Consider the following 21,101-nt stretch of genomic DNA (forward strand, 5'->3'; position numbering starts at 1 on the left):
ATTCAAAGTGTTCCTATAAAAATTAGCCGACATTATGCTTTCAACAGCACGAATAAAATCAACCACGCTGTCGAATGAGGGATGGTTTAACAGGAAAAGCCTGTTAAATCTCATGAATGAAGTGCTTTTGCTCCTGGCTCTCATCGCCCGCCATGAAAGCAAGGCCACGCAGGCCCTGGTTGAGCAATGGCTGCAAAACGTCTTACGTACTGTCTCCCTGTGTTTTGACAGGGGTTCCCCTGAAATGATGGGATGTCTAGCCAAATTTATTCGCAGCGGCAAGGAGGGTTGGATTGTTTTTGAGGAGCAGGACTGGGCCGTTTTATATGGTATGCTGGTGCCTTCCGGCAAGGGGACCACGGCCGAGCTTAAGTCGCGATGCCTGAATGAACTTCAGCATTTTATTGCAGCAGCCAGCCTGAATAAAAAAAGTCCCAAACCGAATGACATCATGGCGGCCGGCATTCATCAGTTACTTTTTCAGGAGCAGTTGACTGCTTACCTTAATTCCTTTCACGCCTCACCAAAAAAAGCAGAGGAGATGCCCAGGTTAACCAAGGCGGTTACTGTGTTGATCATTTATTTTTTGAAGGCCGTGGGCATGGCACTGACGCCGCTTGCTGTGTTAAGAAAAGACAATAAATATTATTCCCATTTGAAAAGCGGCAAACAAATTCAAACGGTGACTACCCGCCTTCGCGATGCCGCCGTGGGCGTGGCTGATGCCTGCCATCAAGCGGTGTTTCTGCGCAAGAACCAGACGGACATTGAGCGCCAGGCGTTGATGGTGGTTAACGCTGCATCGCAGTTAGCGATTGAATTTACTCTGAAATCCTCGGAGCGTTCGTTGAAATTGGTAAAAGAACGTCTGGCGGCAAAGAAAAAAGCCCTGGGTGAGGCATCGGAAAAAGCCAGCAGCCTGCAAAAAGAAATAAAAAAGCTGCGCAGTGAAAACCAACAACTCAAGCAGCAACTTAAAATTGAAGCCAATTTGCTCGAAGCGTTAAGGCAGGAATTTGTGACACGCAACAAAGAAGCCCTTCATTTGAGGGAAGAAATTCAGCAGGTTAAAGCCGAAACCTCCGGGGTTAAAAATGAACTGCTGCGTCTGCAAAGCCTCATGGAGCAGGAACAAAGCCGGCAAAAGGCGCAGGTAAAAAATTTTGACAAGGATTTGGCCCGTTACAGTAAAACCCTCTCCAAGCGGCTTAAACCCTAGGCTTTTCTTTTGTACGCAGTGACAGTTTGAAATGCGCAAACGGCTGGGTGATTTGTCCCAAGGCATCCGCATAGCCAATGCCAATTGCGGATACCTTGAATTGCAGGGGTTTCAATTGCCGGTAGTCTTTAATTAAAGCGTTCATTTCCTCCTGAAAAGCCGCCGCTTCGCTGGTATTTTTAAACGGTTTGGCCATCAGGGTGATGTGAGGCGTGTATTCAAAAAACACATTCGGGCTGCCGTAAAGGCTAAAAGCCTGACGTTTAACGGCGTTATTCATTGCCCAATCAGGGATGGGCGTGTTGGTGTCCCGCAGCGAGTTCAATTGCAGCACAGTTTCATCGCTCATCTGCTGCAGGTAAGAGTTACCGCCCTGCGTTGCGTGCGGTAAATCAATACCGAGCATGACGTAATTTCCTTTCGTGACATAGAGCGAGGTGGTTTTGAGTTCCACGGCGTGCCAGAATTTAGCCAGGAAGGCCACTCGTTTAACCAGTTGCGGGATGTTTTTATCGGGGTAATCGGCAAGGTAAAGCGTGACATGCAGCGGGTAAGCATGCAAAAAAGGTTCTATCTGGTATTTCTTAAAAACCCCCTTGCTTTTTAAAAACTGATTAAACTGCTCAATGGATTGATAAACAGCGAGATTATCCAACTCGACATAGACATTGACGCTGCGGCCAAAGGCGTGCGGGATCAGAAGGATCAGTGTCAGGCCGATCAGGCGTTGTAACAGGGAATGAGCATAGTGTGTTTTCATCATAAAAACCCGGCTAATGGACGGTAAAATCAAAATAGGTCTGAGGGTAGGGTTCTTTTCCCAAGGTGAAATGCCACCATTCCTTACCATAGGGTTTAAATCCCTGATCCATCATCAATTGCCTGAGCAGCAGGCGGTTTTGTCTCTGCACGGCTGTTAATTCAGGATAAAAAACATGTGCGCTTCGGTCTAAGCAATCGAAACGGGTGCCGGTGTTGATGGAGTCATCGTCAACATGCTGATTGGTTTTACTGTAACAGGTACCATTGACGCGTGCCGGGTAGTCGCCACGCTGGCTCAGTTTCACCAGAGTTAAATCGACCGTGCTGCCGCGGCTGTGGCCTGAGGCAAGTGAAATATAACCTTTGGCAAACAGGGTGTTCTTTTCTTCGCGTGGGTAATAAAACCTTTTGGTGGCGGTGTTGCTTGATTGACTCCATTGGTAAAAGGCTTTCACGGCGCGGCGGGGGCGGTAACAGTCATAGACTTTTAATGTATACCCTTTTCCTAACGCGGCTTTTTCGACTAAGGCAAGTTGCCTTGCGGCTTCCCGGGTCAGAATACACCGTCCTGTTTGATAGCCGGGAACACGCTTGCCAGTAAAATTGTTGGCACTGGCATAGCGCAGGTCTTCAATGATTTCGGGTGCCACCTGGTGCAGATAGATAAAACCTGCCGGCAGGGCAGTGGCTGCGGCAGTCCATAACAAGGTGAGCAGGGTAATAAACAAAGGGCGCATGGCGTCCTGCCAGTGATTACGGGAAGACTAACTATAATCAATCTTTTCAAACGTTGGCAAGCCATGGAAGGGCGAATAAATCGAGCCAGAACGCCTCATTTCTCTTGCAATATTTTTCCAAATTGTCTATTTTATGACATTTTTTTGATTGGCGGTAGTGATTATGAAAAAGACATCAACTGAAAAGGCGAGCACGGGATTTATCGATCTTATTCTTAAAAAAATCAGAAAAAAGAGAAAGAATTCCTGCAGGACAGGCTTCAGGAGTCCCCCGAAGACCTGATTCCATCCATTGAAGACTTTCAAACGAAAAATGCCATTGCGGAAACTGAAAAAACGCTGGGTGAGCGGGATGAAATCCTTGAAGAGAATGAGAGCATCCTGTTTCATACCGACAGTGAGATTACAACAGCTGCTGAATTTCCCAATCCCACCTTTTCTCTGTCAGAGCAGACAATGAAAAAGTTTGGAAGAAGCGAAACTACAATTCCTCGAGCCACGAGCGAGATGATGGTCAAGAGTGAAAAAAGGACGTTGGTCTACACGGCTTCATTCACGCAAAAAAAATTAAGGGAACTGAAAAGCCTGGAGCAGTTGTATCTACCAAAAGACCTTCCCCGCAAGAGCAGTGAACCGCCCGCGTCGTTTTCCCAACTCACCCGGGCTGAGACGGTGGACAGCACCGTAACGCCTTATTTTATTGATTCGCTGACTCGAAAAAATTCGCAAATGGAGCTGGTTACGGTCGATCCCTCGGCACCAAGTTACCTGCTATCGCGTCAGGCTTCTGTTGATGAAGCAGGCTTTAAGGCGTCCATGAGCCATGATTGTGGTGTACCGCCTTCGCGTAAGCCGCCTGAAGAGCCTGGCATCGAGGCAGTGCAACAGCCTCAGCTTATACCGGACGTTCCCATCAGCCAGTTAATCATAAAAAAGATGCCTGCTCCTGGTAATGATTTTAAAAATAATTTCTCACTGAATAGCTATACCTGTTGGCATGACAACACGAGCTTTGTTCGTGAAAATGTCAAGCTATATAAACAGAAATCCAGCCTTGAATCCGTTCAGGAACTCCGCAAACTGCTTGAGCATCTGCTGGATAACAGCCTCTATAAAAATCTTAAAGTGATTGAAAAAAGCAGAATCAACCTTGATGAAGGCAGACATCGTTCGCTGAACTGGTTGCTTCTTTTAACCGAGATTAGCGGGATAATCCAATTTTTTGATTCGGCAACGGGGGAAAAGTTTGCTGAGCCTTTACCCATAATCAATATGCATCAGTGGTTGCCAACCCAGGGATTGGTTCACGTCTTGCGCCGGATTAACGCTAATATTCACGAGATTGAAATTTACAAGATGATCAACTCTTTTTTTGCACTATTTGTTGATGAAGAGTCCATGAAAGACGTCAGGGTACTTTTTTTAGAACAGGTTATTGGCGATTTAAAACAAGTTGAAAAGGAGTTTTCAGGAGCTTTCCTGGACAGGGAGCAATTTGCGCACATTAAATATCTAACCATTGATGCCTTTAAAGAAAACTCACCGCATGGCGAAGGCTATTTGTCTCATGCTTACCCTTTTGAATTTGCGGATATACTCAACTGGCTGCACGTTCTTGAGTTGCCTAAGCTTGAAAGTGTCATTATCGATGATTTTATTGATAATCAATCTAAATCCAATTTTGATGTGCTGGTGGGCTTTTTGCAGAAAAACAGCAGCAGCTTAAAGACTGTCATTTTGGGCAAATGCTTTTCGGAGGACGACAGGGAGATTCTGAAAAATAAATTGCCCACAGTGAAAATTGCGCATCAGTCGGAGACGGCGTCCAAAAAACAGTTGGGTTTTTTCAAGAAAGAACCAAAGCCGACGCTTAGCCCTGCAGCCAGCGTACTGAAGTTTTCCTGATGGATTAACTGACGGTTTTATTCGTCACCCGGCTTTTAAGATAAGGGATAAACAAGCGTAAGGCCTGCTGGAACCAGGGCGTGAACTGCTCTGGTTCGTCATGGACCCATTGCTTAAGATCAGTGAGCGAAATCCATTGCACGGCTTGCGCCTCGTCCTGATTAAAGGGGATGAGGTCGCTCTCGTAAGTGCCGGCCAGCACGTAATCGAGCTCGTTTTCAAACAAACCATTGTTAAACACCGCCACATAATGAAACTTGCCCACCGTATGAAGCGTGGCTTTAATCCCCATCTCTTCATGAAGACGGCGTTCAGCGGCTGCCAAAACGCTTTCGTCTGGCGTCGGGTGCGAACAGCAGGTATTGGTCCATAAACCGCCAGAATGGTATTTGCTCTGTTGACGTTGCTGTAAAAGAATTTCAAAGCGGTCTTGCCGTCTGCGGTAAATAAACACGGAAAAAGCACGGTGCAGCATGGCGTATTGATGCGCCGACAGCTTGTCGATGGTTCCCAGTACTTCGTCATCTGGTGTAATCAGCACCACATGAGGATTAGTCATTCATTCGTCCCCGTTCACCCGATGGGTATTAAGAGTATAGACTGTGCGCCAGGCTTTTTTGAATAAAAATTAATCAAATTGATGGCGCTATGCTATAGTTAATTAGGTTAATTGATTAGAAGCGGCATTTATGGATTTTCATACCTCTGTTCCGGCCAAATGCATACTGGCTGGTGAGCATGTGATTGTTCATCGTGGTTTTGCCTTTGTCACCCCGTTTAGCAATTACACGCTCACCCTGGGTTACACCAAGGACTCTGTCCGTACCATTCAAACCATTTCCACGGAGGGAGAAAACTCGCTTTCCATCATGCTGTGGCCCGTCGTCAGCAACGCACTGATGCTCGCAGAGAAAAACCCGGCGGAACTGACTGGTTTTTTTACTATCCACTCCTCCATTCCCATCGGTGCAGGCCTTGGATTTTCCGCCGCCCTCTGCGTGGCCGTCGCCCGCTGGTGCCTGTATTACGGTTTAATCAGTCAGGCGGAACTCTTTGAATTTGCCATTGAGCTTGAAAACGAGTTTCATATCAAAAGCAGTGGTCTGGATATCGCCGGCGTTATGTCCAGCGGAGTGATTAAGTATACAGCCAACCATGAAATACAACCCATTGAACCGCGTTGGAGACCCCACCTTTATGTGTCGTCTTCCGGTGAAAAAAGCATCACTGATAGCTGCGTTAAGACGGTGAATACACTGCGAAAAACCAATCCTGAACTGGCCAACCGCATTGATGATCGCATGCTTGATTCCTCCCGGGAAATCCAGATGGCTTTGGAAAGCGAAGCAACGGAAGGGTTTCTTTTGTTGGAAAGCGCCTTAAACAAAGGCAATCAATGCTTTTATGACTGGGGGCTGGTTTCTGACAAACTTCATCAGCATGTTCAGGAATTAAAAAAACACGCCAAAGCCTGCAAAATCGTCGGCGCAGGGTATGGCGGTCATGTGATAAGCCTCTGGGATAAGGAGCCGGATGGTCATTTGCCCTTTAAATTGCATCGCCTCTTGTAATTTTTGATAAAAAATCAATAACACTCCACACGCGTTGTGGTCACATCCACCGGGGCGTCTTTGACAATGGTGATGGTTTGATGAGGCGGGACCACCAGGACCTGCTGGTATTGCACAAATTCGGTATTGGTGTAATTACAGCCAGTCAGTAAAACGAAGGGTATTAAAGCCATCCATTTCATGTTGTTATTCCTTCTTCGTCATTTAGCTCAAATTGTAGTTTGATTGTTTATTATTTGCCAATCATCCCCGCCGTTCTTCGTTTGCGTAGCCTTCGGGCTTTTTATCATTAAGATAATAAAGGAAAGCCAGTAATTGTGCGACGGCGAGATAAAGGGATGGGGGAATCTCATCGTTTAATTTGACTTTGGATAACATGGCTGTCAACTCTGGGTCTTTTTCAAGCGGGATGCCGTTTTCCTGGGCGACTTTGATGATTTGTTCGGCAATGAATCCCTCGCCCTTGGCCACCACCCGCGGGGCTGATTCACCATCGTATTGCAGGGCTACGGCCTGTGGCGGTGTCTTGTTCATACTTTCAAGTCCAGTAAAGAAAAGCGGCTGCCGTCGATTTTGTTGTCTTCAAGCCCAAGGTGTAAGCCAAAGGCACCTAAATTCAACCCCAGATCGCTGACCAATTGCGTCAATTCATCATGATGGTCCTGTAACAGATCCAGCGTGGCCGGTTTGTCAGCGTTAATGTGGATATCAATGGTATTCTGATGGAGAGTCACAGTGCCCTGTAAATCGCCGAGGTCGTTTAAGCTTAAGGCAAATGAAATACTGTAGCGCGACGGCATCAGGTTGCTCTGATGTTCTTCATTAATCAGCAGAGGGATGGCTTCCTGGCCATCGGGCGTTCTTATCGGTAAATCCAGCATCAGGCTGTAAGGTTGCTCCGGCGTCTTCATCAAGTGAGCGTATTGACTGGTATTGATGCGGGCAAGTGCATGCTCCGTGTGTTCGCTCAGCACAGACAGCAGTTTTTCTACCGGCATGTCCGCCATGGATTGCAGGGATTTAGGCTCCAGGCGATGATGGGGTTGCGGCACCGCACCGGGCAACGGCAGGGAATCATTCTCCGCCATTTCATACCCGGTGACGGCCATGGGTTTGGCAGGTGGGGTAATTCCCTGTTGTGCCAGGGTGTTTAACAGGCGCAGGTATTGTGCTTTCAAGTCACTGGCAAGGACTGTCGGCGGTACGGTCGTCGGCGTAGCGGCTGCGGTCAGCAGATTCGCTTCCAGAAACAGGCCGCTTTGATTGACCGCCTGCATGATCTGTTTAGGCAATTGTGAAATGGTTGGAAGACTTGAAAGGATGTGGTTTATCTGGTCTTTGACATTGGCCGGAAGCTTCGGATGTTCCACCAGCGCGTTGAGTGTGGCCAACAGAGCAGTGGCCGGGGCCTGGCGTGGCAAGTTGTGGGCCAGGGCCGTTTGAATGGGAGAGGGGGGCGCCTTATCGCTTAACACCTGCAGAATGGTTTCTTCCCCGATTTGCAGCACCTTCACATCCAGCACTTCTCCCGGAGCAAAATGGTGTGCGGTTTTGGCATTGATATTCTGACCGTTGATCTGAATGGTGACCTGATCATCTTTCAAGGCTCCGACGACAACGCTTTTAAGGATTTGGCCGACGTACAGGTCCACGGCCGGTTTTGCAAGTTTGAGTTCCTGCACCGGGTTTAAGCGTACGCTTTGCACCGCACCAACATCAAAGGCCATGATGGCATCCTTTATCTGCGCTCACCACCAATTTTTCTTGTCTTTTCCAAAGTCATTTCACTATACTGATGCCTTTGTTATCGGCTGGAAAATCCTTTTCTTGATGGTTGTCCATGAAAAGGCGTCGTGGCTCACCAAAGCTTGGGTAACATAGGGATACTAACAAAACAGGGTGTGGAAGATGTTAGATAGAGCGAGTGTTGTCGACGAACAATTTATAAAGCGCGTTCAAAAGGGTGACTTTCCTGCTCCCCGAAGCGTATTGACTCCCTCTCAGGCCGGCATGGATAAAAAAACAAGCATTGAGATTTTCGATTCGCAGATGAAATCGCGCCTGCTTGATTTAATTGCCCGCCAGCTTAAAGAAAAGGGTTTGTCCTTTTATACCATTGGCAGCAGTGGCCATGAAGGCAATGCCGTCTTTGGCGAGGTCTTTTCACCGTCGGATATGGCGTTTCTGCACTACCGAAGCGGTGGTTTTTACTTGCAGCGATCCAAGCAGGTGGCGGGGTGCGATGGGGTGAGGGACATTCTCCTGTCGTTGGTGGCCGCCGCAGACGATCCGATTTCAGGCGGCCGTCATAAAGTGTTTGGCAGTGTGGCTTTGAATATCCCGCCGCAAACCTCGACGATTGCATCGCACCTGCCCAAGGCACTGGGCGCGGCCTTGTCCATCACCCGGGCCAAAGAACTGGGCATTACGGCAAATCTATCGCCGGACAGCGTCATCCTCTGTTCGTTTGGCGATGCTTCAACCAATCATGCGTCGAGTCAAACCACGTTAAATGCCTGTTCCTGGATAGCCAGTCAGAATTACCCTCTCCCCATTGTGTTCATTTGCGAAGACAATGGCATCGGCATTTCCGTTCCGACCCCTGAAAGCTGGATCGAGTCCTCGGTGAAACAGCGTCCCGGTATTCATTACCTGCATTGCGATGGTCTGAACATGGCCGATGTTTACCTGAAAGCGCGTCAGGCAGAAGCCATCGCCCGTCATAAAAAACAACCGGTTTTTCTGCACATGCGCTGTGTGCGGCTGCTTGGGCATGCCGGTTCCGACATCGAATCGCAATACCACAGCCAGAGTAAGATTGAACTCAATGAAAGCCATGACCCGCTGCTGCACTCCGCCCGCATTTTGTACGATGGCGGCTGGATGTCGCAAAAAGCCTTGATTGATTTGTACCGTGATAACCGGGCTTTAATCGAAGCGAAGGCCACCGAGGCCATACGCCTGCCGCGCATGACCAGTGCCCGACAGATCATGACGTCGATCACGCCCAAAGCGCAGGCGAAAGCCGATTTCCCCTTGCCGGATGAAACCCGGCGCATGGCGGTCTATGGTGCCGCGGCCAATCAGTTGAAATTAAAGCGCAACCTTTGCCAACAAATTAATTTCGCATTAACTGACTTGATGATGCAATACCCCAATATGCTGGTTTTTGGCGAGGATGTGGGTAAAAAAGGCGGCGTTTACCGGGTCACCGCTGATTTACAGGCCCGCTTTGGCCAACGCCGCGTTTTTGACAGCCTGTTGGATGAAACCACCATCCTGGGTACCGCCATTGGCCTCGCGCACAATGGCTTTATTCCAGTGCCTGAAATTCAGTTTTTAGCTTATTTGCACAATGCCGAAGACCAGTTACGGGGTGAAGCGGCGACGTTGTCGTTTTTTTCAAGCGGCCAATACCAGAATCCCATGGTTATCCGCATTGCTTCCCTAGCCTACCAGAAAGGCTTTGGCGGGCATTTCCATAATGATAACTCCATTGCGGTGCTGCGTGATTTACCCGGCGTCATCGTCGCCTGCCCTTCCAATGGGCCGGACGCGGCGAAAATGTTACGTACGGCCATGCGCCTGGCTTACAAGGAAGGTCGCATTGTGGTGTTCCTTGAGCCCATTGCCCTATACATGACCAAGGATTTGCATGAAAACGGCGACAACGGCTGGCTATTTGATTATCCCTCACCTGAACAAACCATAGAACCCGGGGAAGTCGGCGTTTATGGGCAGGGGGATACCGTCATCCTGACTTATGCCAATGGTTACTATTTATCCCGGCAGGCCGCTAAACTATTAGAAGAGCAGTACAACATTAAAACCAAAATCGTCGATTTGCGCTGGTTAAGTCCCTTGCCGGCAGCCGCCATTATTAAAGAGGTGGCTAAAGCCAAACGGGTGCTTATTGTTGATGAAGGCCGACGCAGCGCGTCGGTCAGTGAAGGGTTAATGACACTGTTGATGGAAGAAGCCCCCTCCCGTTTGAAAATCAAGCGCATCACCGGGGAAGACTGCTTTATTCCGTTAGGTACCGCCTGGCAGTATTTATTGCCCAGCCGGGATTCAATTATTGCGGCCGTTTTGGCATTGCATTCAGTAAAAAGGGAGAAAGAAGGTGGACGACTTGTTATTTCTTGACGAACAATTGCACGACGACGAACGCATGATTCGTGACAGTGTCGCGCGCTTTGTCAACAACGATGTGATTCCCTTAATGGCTGAATCGTTCGAGCACGGGCAATTCCCCCGTCAATTGATTAAAAAATCAGCGGATTTGGGCCTGTTGGGCTTAACCCTGCCGGTGCAATATGGTGGTGCGGAAGCTTCTTATGTGGCCTATGGCCTCGTTTGTCAGGAATTGGAAAAGGGCGACAGTGGTTTGCGCAGTTTTGTCTCGGTACAAAGTTCACTGTGCATGTACCCCATCTTCCGTTATGGCAATGAAGAGCAAAAAATGCGCTTTTTACCGGCCATGGCGGCAGGTGAAGTCATCGGCTGTTTTGGCCTGACGGAACCCGATTCAGGCTCTGATCCTGCCAGCATGCGCACTCAGGCTAAGAAAGTGGACGGCGGTTGGCGTTTAAATGGCAGTAAAATGTGGATTACCAATGCGCCGATTGCTGACATTGCCATCGTCTGGGCAAAAACCGAAGGCGGCATTCGTGGTTTTATCGTTGAAAAAGGCAGTAAAGGCTTCAGCGCCCCGGAAATTAAACACAAGATGTCGTTAAGGGCTTCCATCACCGGAGAACTGGTGTTTGAAGACGTTTTTGTTCCCGATGAAAACCTGTTGCCGGGGACAGAAAAGGGCTTGGGCGCGGCGTTAAGCTGCCTCAGCCAGGCCCGTTACGGCATTGCCTGGGGAGCGATAGGAGCGGCCATGGCCTGTTTCAATGAAACCCGCGACTACCTGTTGGAGCGTAAGCAATTTGACCGCCCATTGGCTTCGTTTCAGTTAATTCAAAAAGATTTAGCCGCGATGTACACGGAAATCATCAAGGCCCAGTGCCTAAACCTGCAGATTGGCCGCTTAAAAGATCAACAGCGTGAAACGCCGGTTATGATTTCACTCGCCAAAGGCAATGCCTGCCGCGAGGCGCTGAAAATAGCCCGCCAATGCCGTAATTTATTAGGCGGCAACGGCATTAGCCTTGAATACAGCGTCATTCGTCACATGCTGAATCTGGAATCCGTGTTTACCTACGAAGGAACGGATAATGTGCACACGCTGGTATTAGGCCGTCACATTACCGGCATCAATGCCTTCGGTTAATTCCCCTTGTCCCGCATAAACCGCCTTTGCTTTTACGGCAAGGCGGTTGGTTACGGCGATCCCTTAAGCCTCTGCTGTCCTCCCTAAACTCAGGCAATTCACCCCGCTTTGACTATACTTTTACATATATTCTGGCTTGGATAGAAAGCACCGGCTTAGGATTGACCATGAAGGGATGCAGAATGACTCACCGCATAAACCCAGGCAATTTGAAACCCCGTCGTACACGATTAGTTCACGCAATGAAACGGCTGCGTGTTCACCTTATTGGTGTAGGGAGTTAATGATGGAAATCGAGGTGTTATTGGCCGGTGATGATAAAAAGGAATTATTACGCATTAGAAAGCTGTTGAGTACCATCAAAAAAAGCCGTTTTCGGGTGCATGTGGTTCTTAATCCTGACGAGGCGCTGGCCGAAACCCTGGGTGGCCATATGGATGTCTGCCTGGTTGATTTTGTGGCCGAGCCCCTGGAAGGGTTTACTCTGGTCAGGCAGGCTATCGGTAAAGGCAGTGAGGTGCCTTTTATTGTTTTAGCTTCCGAAGAGGACAGTGCAGAAGCCACTGATGTAGGAGCCAGTGATTGCCTTAATAAGCAGGAGCTGAACGGGCAGTTGCTCGATCGGGTTATCCGCTATACGATTGAGCGCAAAAAAAGTGAAGATCAGTTAACCAAAGTCAACCAGCAACTGCAGTATCTCGCCAATTATGACCTGTTAACGGGCCTTGCCAATCGCAATCAGTTCAACAACCAGCTCCCTTTCATCATTGAGCGGTGCATGCGGCAAAAATTATCCTTAGCCGTGCTGTTTCTTGATCTGGATGAGTTTAAGCAGATTAATGACGCCTGGGGACATAGTTATGGCGATTTGTTATTGAGGCAGGTGGCTAAGCGGCTGAGAAAAAACCTGCGTAAAGTCGACAATATTTATCGCTTGGGCGGTGATGAATTCATTGTGGTGGTTGATGGCCATATTAATGAAGATCAGGTGGCGCATCTTGCTGATAAAATCATTGCCATTCTGTCGGAGCCTTTCATCCTAAATGAGTAAAAATGCCAGATGTCGACCAGCATAGGCATCAGCTTTGCCAACTTTGATTCCATGCGTCCATCCGAGCAATTAAGTAAAGAAGCCGACATCGCCATGTACAATGCCAAAAAGAATGGCCGTAACACGTATCAATTTTACCGTGCGGAATACGTCGATGACGTCCTGCGTTACACTCATCTCACCCTCGATTTGTACGAAGCCCTGTCCAATAATCAGTTTAGGCTGCAGTACCAGCCTTTAATCAGCCTGGATGGTGATGTCATGATGGGTGTTGAAGCGCTCCTGCGTTGGTATCATCCGCAATGGGGCAATATTCCACCCAAGGTGTTCATTCCGCTGGCAGAGAAAAATGGCTTGATTAATCCCATTAGCGAATGGGTGATGCGTGAGGCCTGCCTGCAAAGCCGACAGTGGCAGGAACAAGGCTATTCCCCACTGCACATGGCAATCAACATTGCCATCAGCCAATTGCAGCACCCTCATTTTGTTGATACCACGAAAAGTATCATTCAGGAAACACAGGTCGATCCATCCCGACTGGAACTGGAAATTTCGGAATCATCGATCACCACCAATTTCCATGAATGCGCGCAAAAGATGAGTGAATTAAAGGAGATAGGGGTGCACTTTGTGATCGATGATTTTGGCACCGGGTATTCCAATCTCGGTTATTTAAAACATTTTCCCTTCGACAAACTTAAAATTGACAAATTGTTTATTGATGAAATTACCTCCAATAACAATGAACAATACATTGTCGAGGCCATCATTAATCTGGCTAAACAAATGAACCTGGAGGTTCTTGCCGAAGGGGTGGAAACCCGGGAACAGTTAAACTACCTGCGCAAACATCACAGTGATCAGGTTCAGGGCTTTTATTACAGCGAACCGCTGGATGTTGATGTATGTACCCGGTTACTGGCCAAGGGTAACAAATGGAACCCTTTAATAAAGAAAAACAGCCACAAAGTCTATAATAAATTGAGGTAGCGGAGAAAATGAATGAGTAATCTTGAAAAGGAAACCGTGGATACCCTGGTTAAACCGGAACCGGATTTTGGCGACGAACTCTCACTGGAAGACTCTTGCAATGAATTAAACCAGAACCAGTTTATCAGCGGTGACGAAGTGGATTTGTTGGGCGATGGCGTCCCGGGCTATGAAACCACCGGTGAAAGTGATCCGCTCGATCAGATAGGCAATGATATCCTGGTCAATAGTCCCAAATCGTAGTCAGGACCTGTACCCGTCAAATCCTGTTAAATAATTGTTGCCAATCCCTTGAAAAACTGACAGCAACCCCTATGTTTAATATCACCCCTTCTTAAACTTTCAGGAGAAAATGATGAACATACGTAGTTATTATCCCTTGCAAAAAGATTTAAGTAATATTTTTGACCATTTCTTTCGCGACAATGGTGCAGACTCTTCCTTTGTGGACACAGGCACCTGGGCTCCGGCCGTTGATATCAAAGAAGAAAAGGAAAAATTCCTGGTGGTGGCTGATCTCCCTGGCGTTAATAAGGACGACATCCATATTGCCCTCGAAAATAACGTCCTGACCATCAGCGGCGAAAGAAAATTTGAAAGCAAGGAAGAAAAGAATGGTTATTCCCGGGTAGAGCGCGTGCAGGGCCAGTTTTACCGCCGATTCAGTCTGCCGCAAACGGCCGATGAGTCACAAATCAGTGCCACCTACAAGCACGGCGTTCTCGAAATTTCCATTCCTAAAAAGCCCATGGCTGTACAAAAGAAAATTGAAGTCAAAACTGAGGAATAAATGCTCGATAACCCGGAGATGGCTTGAAGGCCTATCCGGGTTACGCGTGATGCTTATTTCTGAAACCCCTCATTTCCTATCATTGAATTAACAGAGGCTTTTGTTCCTCCCTGGTTTCCTTTTTGTCATAAACAAAGTGGGTTTTAGTGAATAAATCCTGTAATTGCTTGCAACACGCTTTGTTGTGCAGGGAAAACGCTTCATCCGCCATCAGTGTATAAAGCATTTGTACCCCCTGATGACGCCCTTTACCAAAAAAATGAGACTTTGACCAATGGCTGTCTTTGCGCGATGCGGCGATTTCGCGCATTTTCAGGCTGAGCATCGATATCTTTTCCGTTTCAGGCCATGCCTTTTTTTGCAGTTTTTTAATTTCCGCCATGATCTCTTTCACCCCGGTGCTGTTGGTTCCCGTGCAGTGCTGCTGCAACAGGCTTTCCCAGGTTTCAAGGCGCGGCACGGCTTCGTCATGGAGGTGCATCACGGCGGGGGAACTGTCGACTCCAGTCTGTAATTGATCTTTTAACTGCTGATTTTGTGCCGCCAGGTCTTTATTGTTCTGTTTCAGGATGGCTATCGTTTTTTCTGACTGGAGCTGGGCTTGCTGAAAGGTTTTTAATTGATTTAGCAGGTTTTTTATCCAGGCAATGAACGGCATTTTTTGCGGGTTGTTTTGAGGTGTCATCAACGATTGGGCGTTTGCGAGCTCAACGGCTTTGTCGATCAGGCCTTTGTTTTCCTGGGCGAGCTTGTCGCATTTCGCCTTTAAGTCTTCCAGGGGTTGTTTCAGCGGCTGATTAGGTGCTTTATGCAGCAGTTTTTCAATTTCAGCCTGTTGCTCTTTGATTTGCTTACGCAAGTTTTCCTGTTCAGCCAGGGCGGCCTCGTATTGTTGTTTAAACTGTTGCACTTTCAGTTTTTCGTAACTGGCCTGCCAGTGTTCGCCATAAGCGCGAATGTAATCCTCAAGCGTGGCGTTTGTTCCAAGCGGCTCTTTCAAGAGGGCACGGATAAATACGCCGAGTTCCTCGTGCCTTTGCTGCAAATGCTGGTATTTTTCCGAGAGCGCCTGGTAATGAGCCTGGGTTTCCAGACGGACATTTTCCACGGCAAGGCAGGACTGAAAAATCTGTAAATCCTTATCCATCTGCGCCGTTTGTGCCTGCAGCCTCGAGCTGATTGGCTTTTTAAATGGGGCGACCGATTTGGGAATCATATTTAAAAGGGCATCCCGTGCGCCTTTTAAGCCCTTTTGCATGCTGCTCCACTGTAAATCGGTCCCGGAAGTGGTTTTTTTATGGGTTTCCGCTTCTTCAAAAAGAACAATATAGGGCGTGGTTAGAAAATCAATCACCTTAATGGCGGATGCCAGAAAATCATCAAACTGTTTATTTTTGGCAACCAAGGGTTCAAGGTCAGCGAATAAAATGGTACGAAGGAAAGCACAATGAGCATCGCTTGCACTTCTTTCTTCCGTGCAAAAGCTGTTTAGATAGACTGCGGCGCTGGCTTCCTGCCGGTAGGGGGCGAGCAAGGCATTTAATGCGTTATTATCGGCCACAGTCCAGGACATCAGCCCTTCTTTTTTAAGGTGGCGAAAATAGGCACCGGAAAGGGCCAGGGCGTTCGAGTTTTCACTGCTGATGTATTGCAGAATTTTAGTGGAAACCTGCGAAAAAAGCTGGGTGTATTCTGATTTTTTATCTTTCAGTGCTTTGGGTTTGCTAATTTCAATTATAAATTCGCTGATATTGATTAAAAAAGCAGACAACTCACTGGGGGATGAGGCCCAGGAACGGCGTTGGAGCGGAGTTAATTGAATTGGCATAAGGATCCCTCGGTTACCTGTCAATTTAATGGACTCCATCATACCCGAGTTTGTTAATGCTTAAAAAGGCTAACGTCAAAAAATAGCGCCGTTGACTATACTCAATTAATCCAAACACAAGGAGGTAAAAATGAATCAACCGCAGAAAGGGGAGTTTTGCTGGAATGAACTGGCTGTTGCTGACAAAGAGGCGGCTAAATCGTTTTATGGCCAGTTGTTGGGCTGGACATTCACTGATCATGACATGGGTGAGTTCACCTACACGATGATAAAAAACCGTGATCAGGAGTTTGGCGGCCTTTGGCAAATCCCTAATGACCGGCAAAAGGAAATTCCGCCGCACTGGATGGGGTATATTCTGGTGGATGACCTGGAAAAGACCTTGGCTAAGGCGGAAAAACTGGGTGCACAGGTCATCATGCCCATTACCCAGGCAGGTGAGATGGGTCGTTTTATTATCCTTAAGGATCCTGCCGGCGCCAACATTGCATTCTGGCAATCAGGCACGCAATAAAGTGAATAACAATGCCCGCCTGACCCGCGGGCGTTTAACAACGAAAGGCTTGTTATTTCTCACCAGTCACGGTATTATTGCCATCCAGTTCGGGGCGTAGCGCAGCCTGGTAGCGTACTAGCATGGGGTGCTAGTGGTCGAAGGTTCAAATCCTTCCGTCCCGACCATCAAATCCCCTTAAAAATTAGGGGTCTTTCCCAATTACGGGGGCACTCAATCATCAGCATAGTACTCTAACCCTTGTTCTATAATTTTCAAAGTTTTTAGGGTCTTTCCCAATTACGGGGGCACTCAATCATCAGCATAGTACTCTAACCCTTGTTCTATAATTTTCAAAGTTTTTAAAACCATAAGCACGACGTTGAATCAGTTTCATCTTCCGATGAAAGCCTTCAGTGATACCATTTGATTTACTAAATCGCCACATACAAACAACTTCTTCTTTCCAGTTATCGAGCGTTTTACCTAGAGCTGCTAGAGGTTTAAGGGGCTTTGCTTCAGTTCGTCGAGCATTTCCAAAAAGCGAGGGATTAACTGACGTGCTCGGTTCTTGGTAAGCATTTTTTGGGTCTTTCCCAATTACGGGGGCACTCAATCATCAGCATAGTACTCTAACCCTTGTTCTATAATTTTCAAAGTTTTTAAAACCATAAGCACGACGTTGAATCAGTTTCATCTTCCGATGAAAGCCTTCAGTGATACCATTTGATTTACTAAATCGCCACATACAAACAACTTCTTCTTTCCAGTTGTCATTCAGCACCCTAATGGGACCACTTTGTCATCACCTAAAGGGACCACCCCATTAGCACTTAATGGGACCACCTAGTCATCACATAAAGGGACCGGGCTGTCAGCAGCTAAAGGGACCACCCCACCTATCAAACTTTGGTTAAAAATGAACATAATTTTTCTCTGTTTATTCATAAATGGGGAAATGGATGTCAAACCGGAGATTTGAGATGCACGAATATATCATTATTATTAGCCAATTGCGTCAAGGCGCTACGCTCAGAGGGCTGTCCCGTGACAAACTTGCCGATAGAAAAACGCTTAGGAGGGTGCGTGACATTGCGATAGAGCAAGGCTGGTTAGAAAAGGATAAGTCAATCCCCACAGAACAGGAACTGGCGTTATTTTTGAAAAGAGCAGTGCCAATAGCTTTTTGAGCATACAGCCATACCGGGTGAAGATTGAAGAATGGACCAGACAGGGCGTTCAGGCCAGCACTATCTATGCTCATTTACAACGAGAACATGGTTTTAAAAGTAGTTATAGCGTTGTTCAACGCTATATCAAGTCTTACAAGGAAAAACAACGAGCGGTCACCACGATATTAGAGTTTAAACCGGGCGAATCAGCACAGGTTGACTTTGGGCAAGGACCTAAAATTACTGATGGCAAAGGAGAGGAACAGAAGACCTGGATCTTTGTGATGGTGCTCTCCTGGAGCCGTCATATGTATGCAGAAATGGTCTTACATCAGGATGTTGAGACATGGCTTGCCTGCCATCGGCGTGCCTTTGAATGGTTTAATGGTGTTCCAGAAAAAATAATTATAGATAACGCGAAGTGTGCGATTACGAAAGCTTGTTACCACAACCCTTGCGTTCAAAAGGCATATGGGGTGCGCATCAGGCTATGGTTTTATTATTTCCCCATGTCCTCCGTATGATCCCCAGAAAAAAGGCCGAGTTGAATCCGGGGTTAAGTACGTTAAAAACCGCTTTGTTCCACTGCGCCAGTTTAGAAGCTTAAACGATGCGAACGAGCAGTTAAAGATCTGGTTAATACAAGAGGCTGGCGCGCGCAACCACGGCACTACTCATGAAAAGCCTTTGGTTCTATTTGAAATTGAACAACCTCTTCTTAAAAAACTGCCTAACCATCCGCCCGAGTTTGCGGCGTGGGAAAAGGTCAAGCTTCATGGTGATTGCCATGTGCAATACAAGAAATGCCGATATTCAGGTCCATATCGCCTCGCACGGCAAGAGCTTTGGCTTAGAGCAACGGATACAACTATCCGACTGTATTTCAATCATCAACTGGTAGCACTCCATCCGAAACTCGAAATACCAGGCACCAAACATACAATACCAGAACACCTTCCACCGAATGCTTTGGCTTACTCGATGCGAGATGCCCAGTGGTGCCTAAAGCAAGCACATGAAGTTGGAAGCCAATGCGTGATTGCTATTGAGGGACTATTAAATGATTCAGTCGTAGATTATCTTCGGGCTGCACAAAGCATTCTCGGTCTTAGGAAAAAATATGGCGATGACCGTCTGGAGGCTGCTTGCCATAGAGCGCTTGTTTTTCAAAGCGTGCATTATAAAACAATCAAGACGATGCTAGAGGTTGGGGCTGAAAAGCAAGCCTTACCGCATGAGGAAGAACCGACAACATTGGCCAAACCCTATTCGGTAGGGGGAAAGTTCTGCCGGAATACGTCCCACTTATTACACTAATACAAACAACAGGAGACAAATGATGATAAACCCGATGCCCGAGCTATCTTCGCAGTTAAAACAACTACGGTTATCGCATGTTGCTGAGAACATCCCGCTGCGTAACCGTGAGTCTATAGAAAAGAAGCTAAGCTACCCTGAGTTTCTGGGATTACTGCTTCAAGATGAGTTATTAGGAAGGGAAAACAAAAATTAAGAACACGAATGAAGCGTGCACGTATCCGTGGTGACAAGACGATAGAATCATTCGATTTTGACTTTAACCTTAAAATCAATCGCGCTCAAATACAGGAGTTAATCTCGTGTTCATTTATTGCAGAAAAAGTTCCCATTCTCATCGTAGGACCTTGTGGAACAGGGAAATCTCATATTGCTCAAGCCATAGCTCATTGTGCGATACAAAGAGGAATCGATACACTCTGGCTTTCGCAAAATCAACTCTTTAATGAGTTGCAAGCAGCTAGAGCATCAGGTCGATTTGATAAAAGTTCTCAGAACTGGTGAAAATGCCACTACTAATCATCGATGATTTTGGACTAAGACCATTACGCAACCCCCAGGATGAGGATTTTCACGACCTAATCTCGGAAAGATATGAGCGTGCATCAACGATCATTACATCCAATCTGGACTTTAGCGAATGGGGTTCTGCTTTCCCTAATCGATTACTTGCTGCAGCCACTATCGATAGATTAAGACATAATTCATATCGGGTTACATTAGATGGTCCCAGTTACAGAGGAGAGCGAGAAACAAAAAAGCGAAAATAACATGTATAATTAACTAAAAGTGGACAAGTTTGATAGGTACCGTTTTGACATTTTAGGCGGTCCCATTAGCTGCTGATCGACGGTCCCTTTAGCATGCTGAATGACACCAGTTATCGAGCGTTTTACCTAGAGCTGCTAGAGGTTTAAAGGGGCTTTGCTTCAGTTCGTCGAGCATTTCCAAAAAGCGAGGGATTAACTGACGTGCTCGGTTCTTGGTAAGCATTTTTTTCATGAGTATATTGTGTAACTGTTGTTGGAATTGATAGACGGCTTCAATAGCTGGATTGTCTGCCAGGAAAGCATCGCGCTTGGCTTTTTTTAAGGGTGTTAATCGTTCAGGCTTGGTTCTTAAGAGCGCCATGATGCCGCGATTGCTTTTGACGTTGCTTGCAAGTTCCCTATAAGTCATCATGCATTGGTGTTGCATTAAGCGAATGACATGGAATCGGTCAGCGACTATTTTGGCGTTGGGGAAATGCTTTTTACGATGGAACGATAGGTAGTGCTTAAATCGATGCAGACGACTCTAACCCGCTCTTTACCCGGTAAAGCAGCGAGGTAAGCGGCCAGGTCGGTTTCACTTCGCCCTTTGACGATATCAAATACTTTATTCTTTCTTAAGTTACAGAGTGTTGTAACGAATCCTTGTTTTCGGTTAAAGAAATGTTCATCAATTCCTAAAACGGATGGGCAGTATGCATTGGTCCGCTCCTTATCTTGTTCTTTATAGTGGCGTTGATACCATCGTTCAATGGTTGCCTTACCCTTCTTAAATAGACTGGCTAACTCGCTTTGAGAAATCCCCGAGGTATGTTTATGAAAAACAGCGGCTTGTAGACGCCAAGTGGAACGTTGATACTTATTAATACCAGGAAATTGCTGGTTGCCATAACGATGACAACGATTGCAATAAAGCTTATAGGCTTTGAATTGTAAGAGACTGCGTCTGTGACCTACTAGTTCGTGATGAACAGTACGAATGTAGGAATCTTTCTTGCGCACTTCTTTACTTTGACAATGGCCACATCTTGGTAATCGGTTGTAAGAAAGTTCCAATATCAAAGGTTGATAACCCCGTACTTTTTTTATGGAAAAGCCAGGTAAATTTAAGATAAGATCATGTTTCGGCACTTTAATCTCCATTTCGATCGCTAAATCAATGGGTTAGTTTAAACTAACTTGATTAAAGTGCCCCCTTAAATGAGAAAGAGCCAA

16 protein-coding genes, 1 tRNA gene and 6 pseudogenes are annotated in these 21,101 nt (G+C 46.9%); 13 read left to right on the top strand and 10 right to left on the bottom strand.

What is annotated here, in order from left to right; translation table 11 throughout:
• The first annotated feature begins 34 nt into the window (after nucleotides 1-34).
• Entirely contained in the window at nucleotides 35-1,219 is a 1,185-nt protein-coding gene (locus tag GH742_RS02215) for a hypothetical protein (RefSeq protein ID WP_203455970.1), read from the top strand.
• Here the strand turns inward: GH742_RS02215 and GH742_RS02220 are convergent.
• Together GH742_RS02220 and GH742_RS02225 are read right to left on the bottom strand one after the other, a co-directional pair.
• Nucleotides 1,209-1,982: a 2'-5' RNA ligase family protein gene (locus GH742_RS02220; RefSeq protein ID WP_203455971.1), complete on the bottom strand. Its 774-nt coding sequence runs from the start codon at nucleotides 1,980-1,982 to the stop codon at nucleotides 1,209-1,211. The genes GH742_RS02215 and GH742_RS02220 overlap by 11 nt on opposite strands.
• A gap of 10 nt (nucleotides 1,983-1,992) precedes the next feature.
• Nucleotides 1,993-2,718 (bottom strand): M15 family metallopeptidase, encoded by a 726-nt coding sequence (locus tag GH742_RS02225; protein WP_203455972.1) that lies wholly within the window; start codon nucleotides 2,716-2,718, stop codon nucleotides 1,993-1,995.
• Nucleotides 2,719-3,225: 507 nt separating this feature from the next.
• Between GH742_RS02225 and GH742_RS02230 the strand changes: the two genes are divergently transcribed.
• The gene (locus tag GH742_RS02230; RefSeq protein WP_203455973.1) at nucleotides 3,226-4,623 is read left to right on the top strand and encodes a hypothetical protein; all 1,398 of its coding nucleotides are present in this window, start codon (nucleotides 3,226-3,228) and stop codon (nucleotides 4,621-4,623) included.
• Between the two features lie 4 nt (nucleotides 4,624-4,627).
• On the opposite strand, the gene idi is transcribed toward GH742_RS02230, so the two are convergent.
• Complete coding sequence (idi, locus tag GH742_RS02235; protein WP_203455974.1) at nucleotides 4,628-5,182, bottom strand: isopentenyl-diphosphate Delta-isomerase; 555 nt, start codon at nucleotides 5,180-5,182, stop codon at nucleotides 4,628-4,630.
• Between the two features lie 130 nt (nucleotides 5,183-5,312).
• Between idi and GH742_RS02240 the strand changes: the two genes are divergently transcribed.
• Nucleotides 5,313-6,194: a mevalonate kinase gene (locus tag GH742_RS02240; RefSeq protein ID WP_203455975.1), complete on the top strand. Its 882-nt coding sequence runs from the start codon at nucleotides 5,313-5,315 to the stop codon at nucleotides 6,192-6,194.
• Between the two features lie 14 nt (nucleotides 6,195-6,208).
• On the opposite strand, the gene GH742_RS02245 is transcribed toward GH742_RS02240, so the two are convergent.
• From GH742_RS02245 to GH742_RS02255, 3 genes are all read right to left on the bottom strand, one after another.
• Nucleotides 6,209-6,376 (bottom strand): hypothetical protein, encoded by a 168-nt coding sequence (locus GH742_RS02245; RefSeq protein WP_160160658.1) that lies wholly within the window; start codon nucleotides 6,374-6,376, stop codon nucleotides 6,209-6,211.
• Between the two features lie 61 nt (nucleotides 6,377-6,437).
• Complete coding sequence (locus GH742_RS02250) at nucleotides 6,438-6,728, bottom strand: EscU/YscU/HrcU family type III secretion system export apparatus switch protein (protein ID WP_108293134.1); 291 nt, start codon at nucleotides 6,726-6,728, stop codon at nucleotides 6,438-6,440.
• Nucleotides 6,725-7,921 carry a flagellar hook-length control protein FliK gene (locus GH742_RS02255; protein WP_203455976.1) on the bottom strand — a complete coding sequence of 399 codons (1,197 nt, stop codon included), beginning with the start codon at nucleotides 7,919-7,921 and terminating at the stop codon, nucleotides 6,725-6,727. Before GH742_RS02255 ends, GH742_RS02250 begins: the two co-directional genes overlap by 4 nt.
• Before the next feature lie 181 nt (nucleotides 7,922-8,102).
• Between GH742_RS02255 and GH742_RS02260 the strand changes: the two genes are divergently transcribed.
• The 5 genes and pseudogenes from GH742_RS02260 (at nucleotide 8,103) to GH742_RS02285 (ending at nucleotide 14,306) form a co-directional block, all read left to right on the top strand.
• Complete coding sequence (locus tag GH742_RS02260; RefSeq protein WP_203455977.1) at nucleotides 8,103-10,340, top strand: alpha-ketoacid dehydrogenase subunit alpha/beta; 2,238 nt, start codon at nucleotides 8,103-8,105, stop codon at nucleotides 10,338-10,340.
• Nucleotides 10,318-11,475 carry an acyl-CoA dehydrogenase family protein gene (locus GH742_RS02265; protein ID WP_239005248.1) on the top strand — a complete coding sequence of 386 codons (1,158 nt, stop codon included), beginning with the start codon at nucleotides 10,318-10,320 and terminating at the stop codon, nucleotides 11,473-11,475. The genes GH742_RS02260 and GH742_RS02265 overlap by 23 nt, the downstream gene beginning before the upstream one ends.
• Nucleotides 11,476-11,761: 286 nt before the next feature.
• A pseudogene (locus GH742_RS15815) lies at nucleotides 11,762-13,516 on the top strand (EAL domain-containing protein).
• A 12-nt stretch (nucleotides 13,517-13,528) separates the two neighbouring features.
• Nucleotides 13,529-13,759: a hypothetical protein gene (locus GH742_RS02280; RefSeq protein WP_203455979.1), complete on the top strand. Its 231-nt coding sequence runs from the start codon at nucleotides 13,529-13,531 to the stop codon at nucleotides 13,757-13,759.
• A 112-nt stretch (nucleotides 13,760-13,871) separates the two neighbouring features.
• A complete protein-coding gene (locus GH742_RS02285; RefSeq protein WP_203456819.1) occupies nucleotides 13,872-14,306 on the top strand; it encodes an Hsp20/alpha crystallin family protein in 435 nt (144 codons plus the stop codon).
• Nucleotides 14,307-14,385: 79 nt separating this feature from the next.
• On the opposite strand, the gene GH742_RS02290 is transcribed toward GH742_RS02285, so the two are convergent.
• The gene (locus tag GH742_RS02290; RefSeq protein ID WP_203455980.1) at nucleotides 14,386-16,134 is read right to left on the bottom strand and encodes a hypothetical protein; all 1,749 of its coding nucleotides are present in this window, start codon (nucleotides 16,132-16,134) and stop codon (nucleotides 14,386-14,388) included.
• 130 nt (nucleotides 16,135-16,264) lie between these two features.
• On the opposite strand from GH742_RS02290, the gene GH742_RS02295 reads away from it, so the two are divergent.
• Nucleotides 16,265-16,648 (top strand): VOC family protein, encoded by a 384-nt coding sequence (locus tag GH742_RS02295; protein WP_203455981.1) that lies wholly within the window; start codon nucleotides 16,265-16,267, stop codon nucleotides 16,646-16,648.
• A 90-nt stretch (nucleotides 16,649-16,738) separates the two neighbouring features.
• Nucleotides 16,739-16,815 (top strand) — tRNA-Pro (locus tag GH742_RS02300).
• 131 nt (nucleotides 16,816-16,946) lie between these two features.
• On the opposite strand, the pseudogene GH742_RS02305 reads toward GH742_RS02300, so the two are convergent.
• Nucleotides 16,947-17,185 (bottom strand): annotated as a pseudogene (locus tag GH742_RS02305) (transposase); the annotation flags it as partial.
• 61 nt (nucleotides 17,186-17,246) lie between these two features.
• Nucleotides 17,247-17,396, bottom strand: a pseudogene (locus tag GH742_RS02310) (transposase); the annotation flags it as partial.
• Nucleotides 17,397-17,610: 214 nt separating this feature from the next.
• Here GH742_RS02310 and istA point away from each other — a divergent pair.
• From istA to istB, 3 genes and pseudogenes are all read left to right on the top strand, one after another.
• Nucleotides 17,611-19,116 (top strand): annotated as a pseudogene (gene istA / locus GH742_RS02315) (IS21 family transposase).
• Nucleotides 19,117-19,135: 19 nt separating this feature from the next.
• Nucleotides 19,136-19,312: a hypothetical protein gene (locus GH742_RS02320; protein WP_203455982.1), complete on the top strand. Its 177-nt coding sequence runs from the start codon at nucleotides 19,136-19,138 to the stop codon at nucleotides 19,310-19,312.
• 8 nt (nucleotides 19,313-19,320) lie between these two features.
• Nucleotides 19,321-19,886: pseudogene (istB, locus tag GH742_RS15565) on the top strand (IS21-like element helper ATPase IstB).
• Between the two features lie 88 nt (nucleotides 19,887-19,974).
• Here the strand turns inward: istB and GH742_RS15820 are convergent.
• Nucleotides 19,975-21,029, bottom strand: a pseudogene (locus GH742_RS15820) (ISL3 family transposase).
• Nucleotides 21,030-21,101: the final 72 nt, after the last annotated feature.

The sequence above is a fragment of the Legionella sp. MW5194 genome, from assembly GCF_016864235.1.
Taxonomy (GTDB): domain Bacteria; phylum Pseudomonadota; class Gammaproteobacteria; order Legionellales; family Legionellaceae; genus Legionella_C.

Bases quoted from the DNA above. Each gene is read 5' to 3' on its own strand.
- GH742_RS02215 (WP_203455970.1), top strand. From the start codon at position 35: ATGCTTTCAACAGCACGAATAAAATCAACCACGCTGTCGAATGAGGGA.
- GH742_RS02220 (WP_203455971.1), bottom strand. From the start codon at position 1,982: ATGATGAAAACACACTATGCTCATTCCCTGTTACAACGCCTGATCGGC.
- GH742_RS02225 (WP_203455972.1), bottom strand. From the start codon at position 2,718: ATGCGCCCTTTGTTTATTACCCTGCTCACCTTGTTATGGACTGCCGCA.
- GH742_RS02230 (WP_203455973.1), top strand. From the start codon at position 3,226: ATGATGGTCAAGAGTGAAAAAAGGACGTTGGTCTACACGGCTTCATTC.
- idi (WP_203455974.1), bottom strand. From the start codon at position 5,182: ATGACTAATCCTCATGTGGTGCTGATTACACCAGATGACGAAGTACTG.
- GH742_RS02240 (WP_203455975.1), top strand. From the start codon at position 5,313: ATGGATTTTCATACCTCTGTTCCGGCCAAATGCATACTGGCTGGTGAG.
- GH742_RS02245 (WP_160160658.1), bottom strand. From the start codon at position 6,376: ATGAAATGGATGGCTTTAATACCCTTCGTTTTACTGACTGGCTGTAAT.
- GH742_RS02250 (WP_108293134.1), bottom strand. From the start codon at position 6,728: ATGAACAAGACACCGCCACAGGCCGTAGCCCTGCAATACGATGGTGAA.
- GH742_RS02255 (WP_203455976.1), bottom strand. From the start codon at position 7,921: ATGGCCTTTGATGTTGGTGCGGTGCAAAGCGTACGCTTAAACCCGGTG.
- GH742_RS02260 (WP_203455977.1), top strand. From the start codon at position 8,103: ATGTTAGATAGAGCGAGTGTTGTCGACGAACAATTTATAAAGCGCGTT.
- GH742_RS02280 (WP_203455979.1), top strand. From the start codon at position 13,529: ATGAGTAATCTTGAAAAGGAAACCGTGGATACCCTGGTTAAACCGGAA.
- GH742_RS02285 (WP_203456819.1), top strand. From the start codon at position 13,872: ATGAACATACGTAGTTATTATCCCTTGCAAAAAGATTTAAGTAATATT.
- GH742_RS02290 (WP_203455980.1), bottom strand. From the start codon at position 16,134: ATGCCAATTCAATTAACTCCGCTCCAACGCCGTTCCTGGGCCTCATCC.
- GH742_RS02295 (WP_203455981.1), top strand. From the start codon at position 16,265: ATGAATCAACCGCAGAAAGGGGAGTTTTGCTGGAATGAACTGGCTGTT.
- GH742_RS02320 (WP_203455982.1), top strand. From the start codon at position 19,136: ATGATGATAAACCCGATGCCCGAGCTATCTTCGCAGTTAAAACAACTA.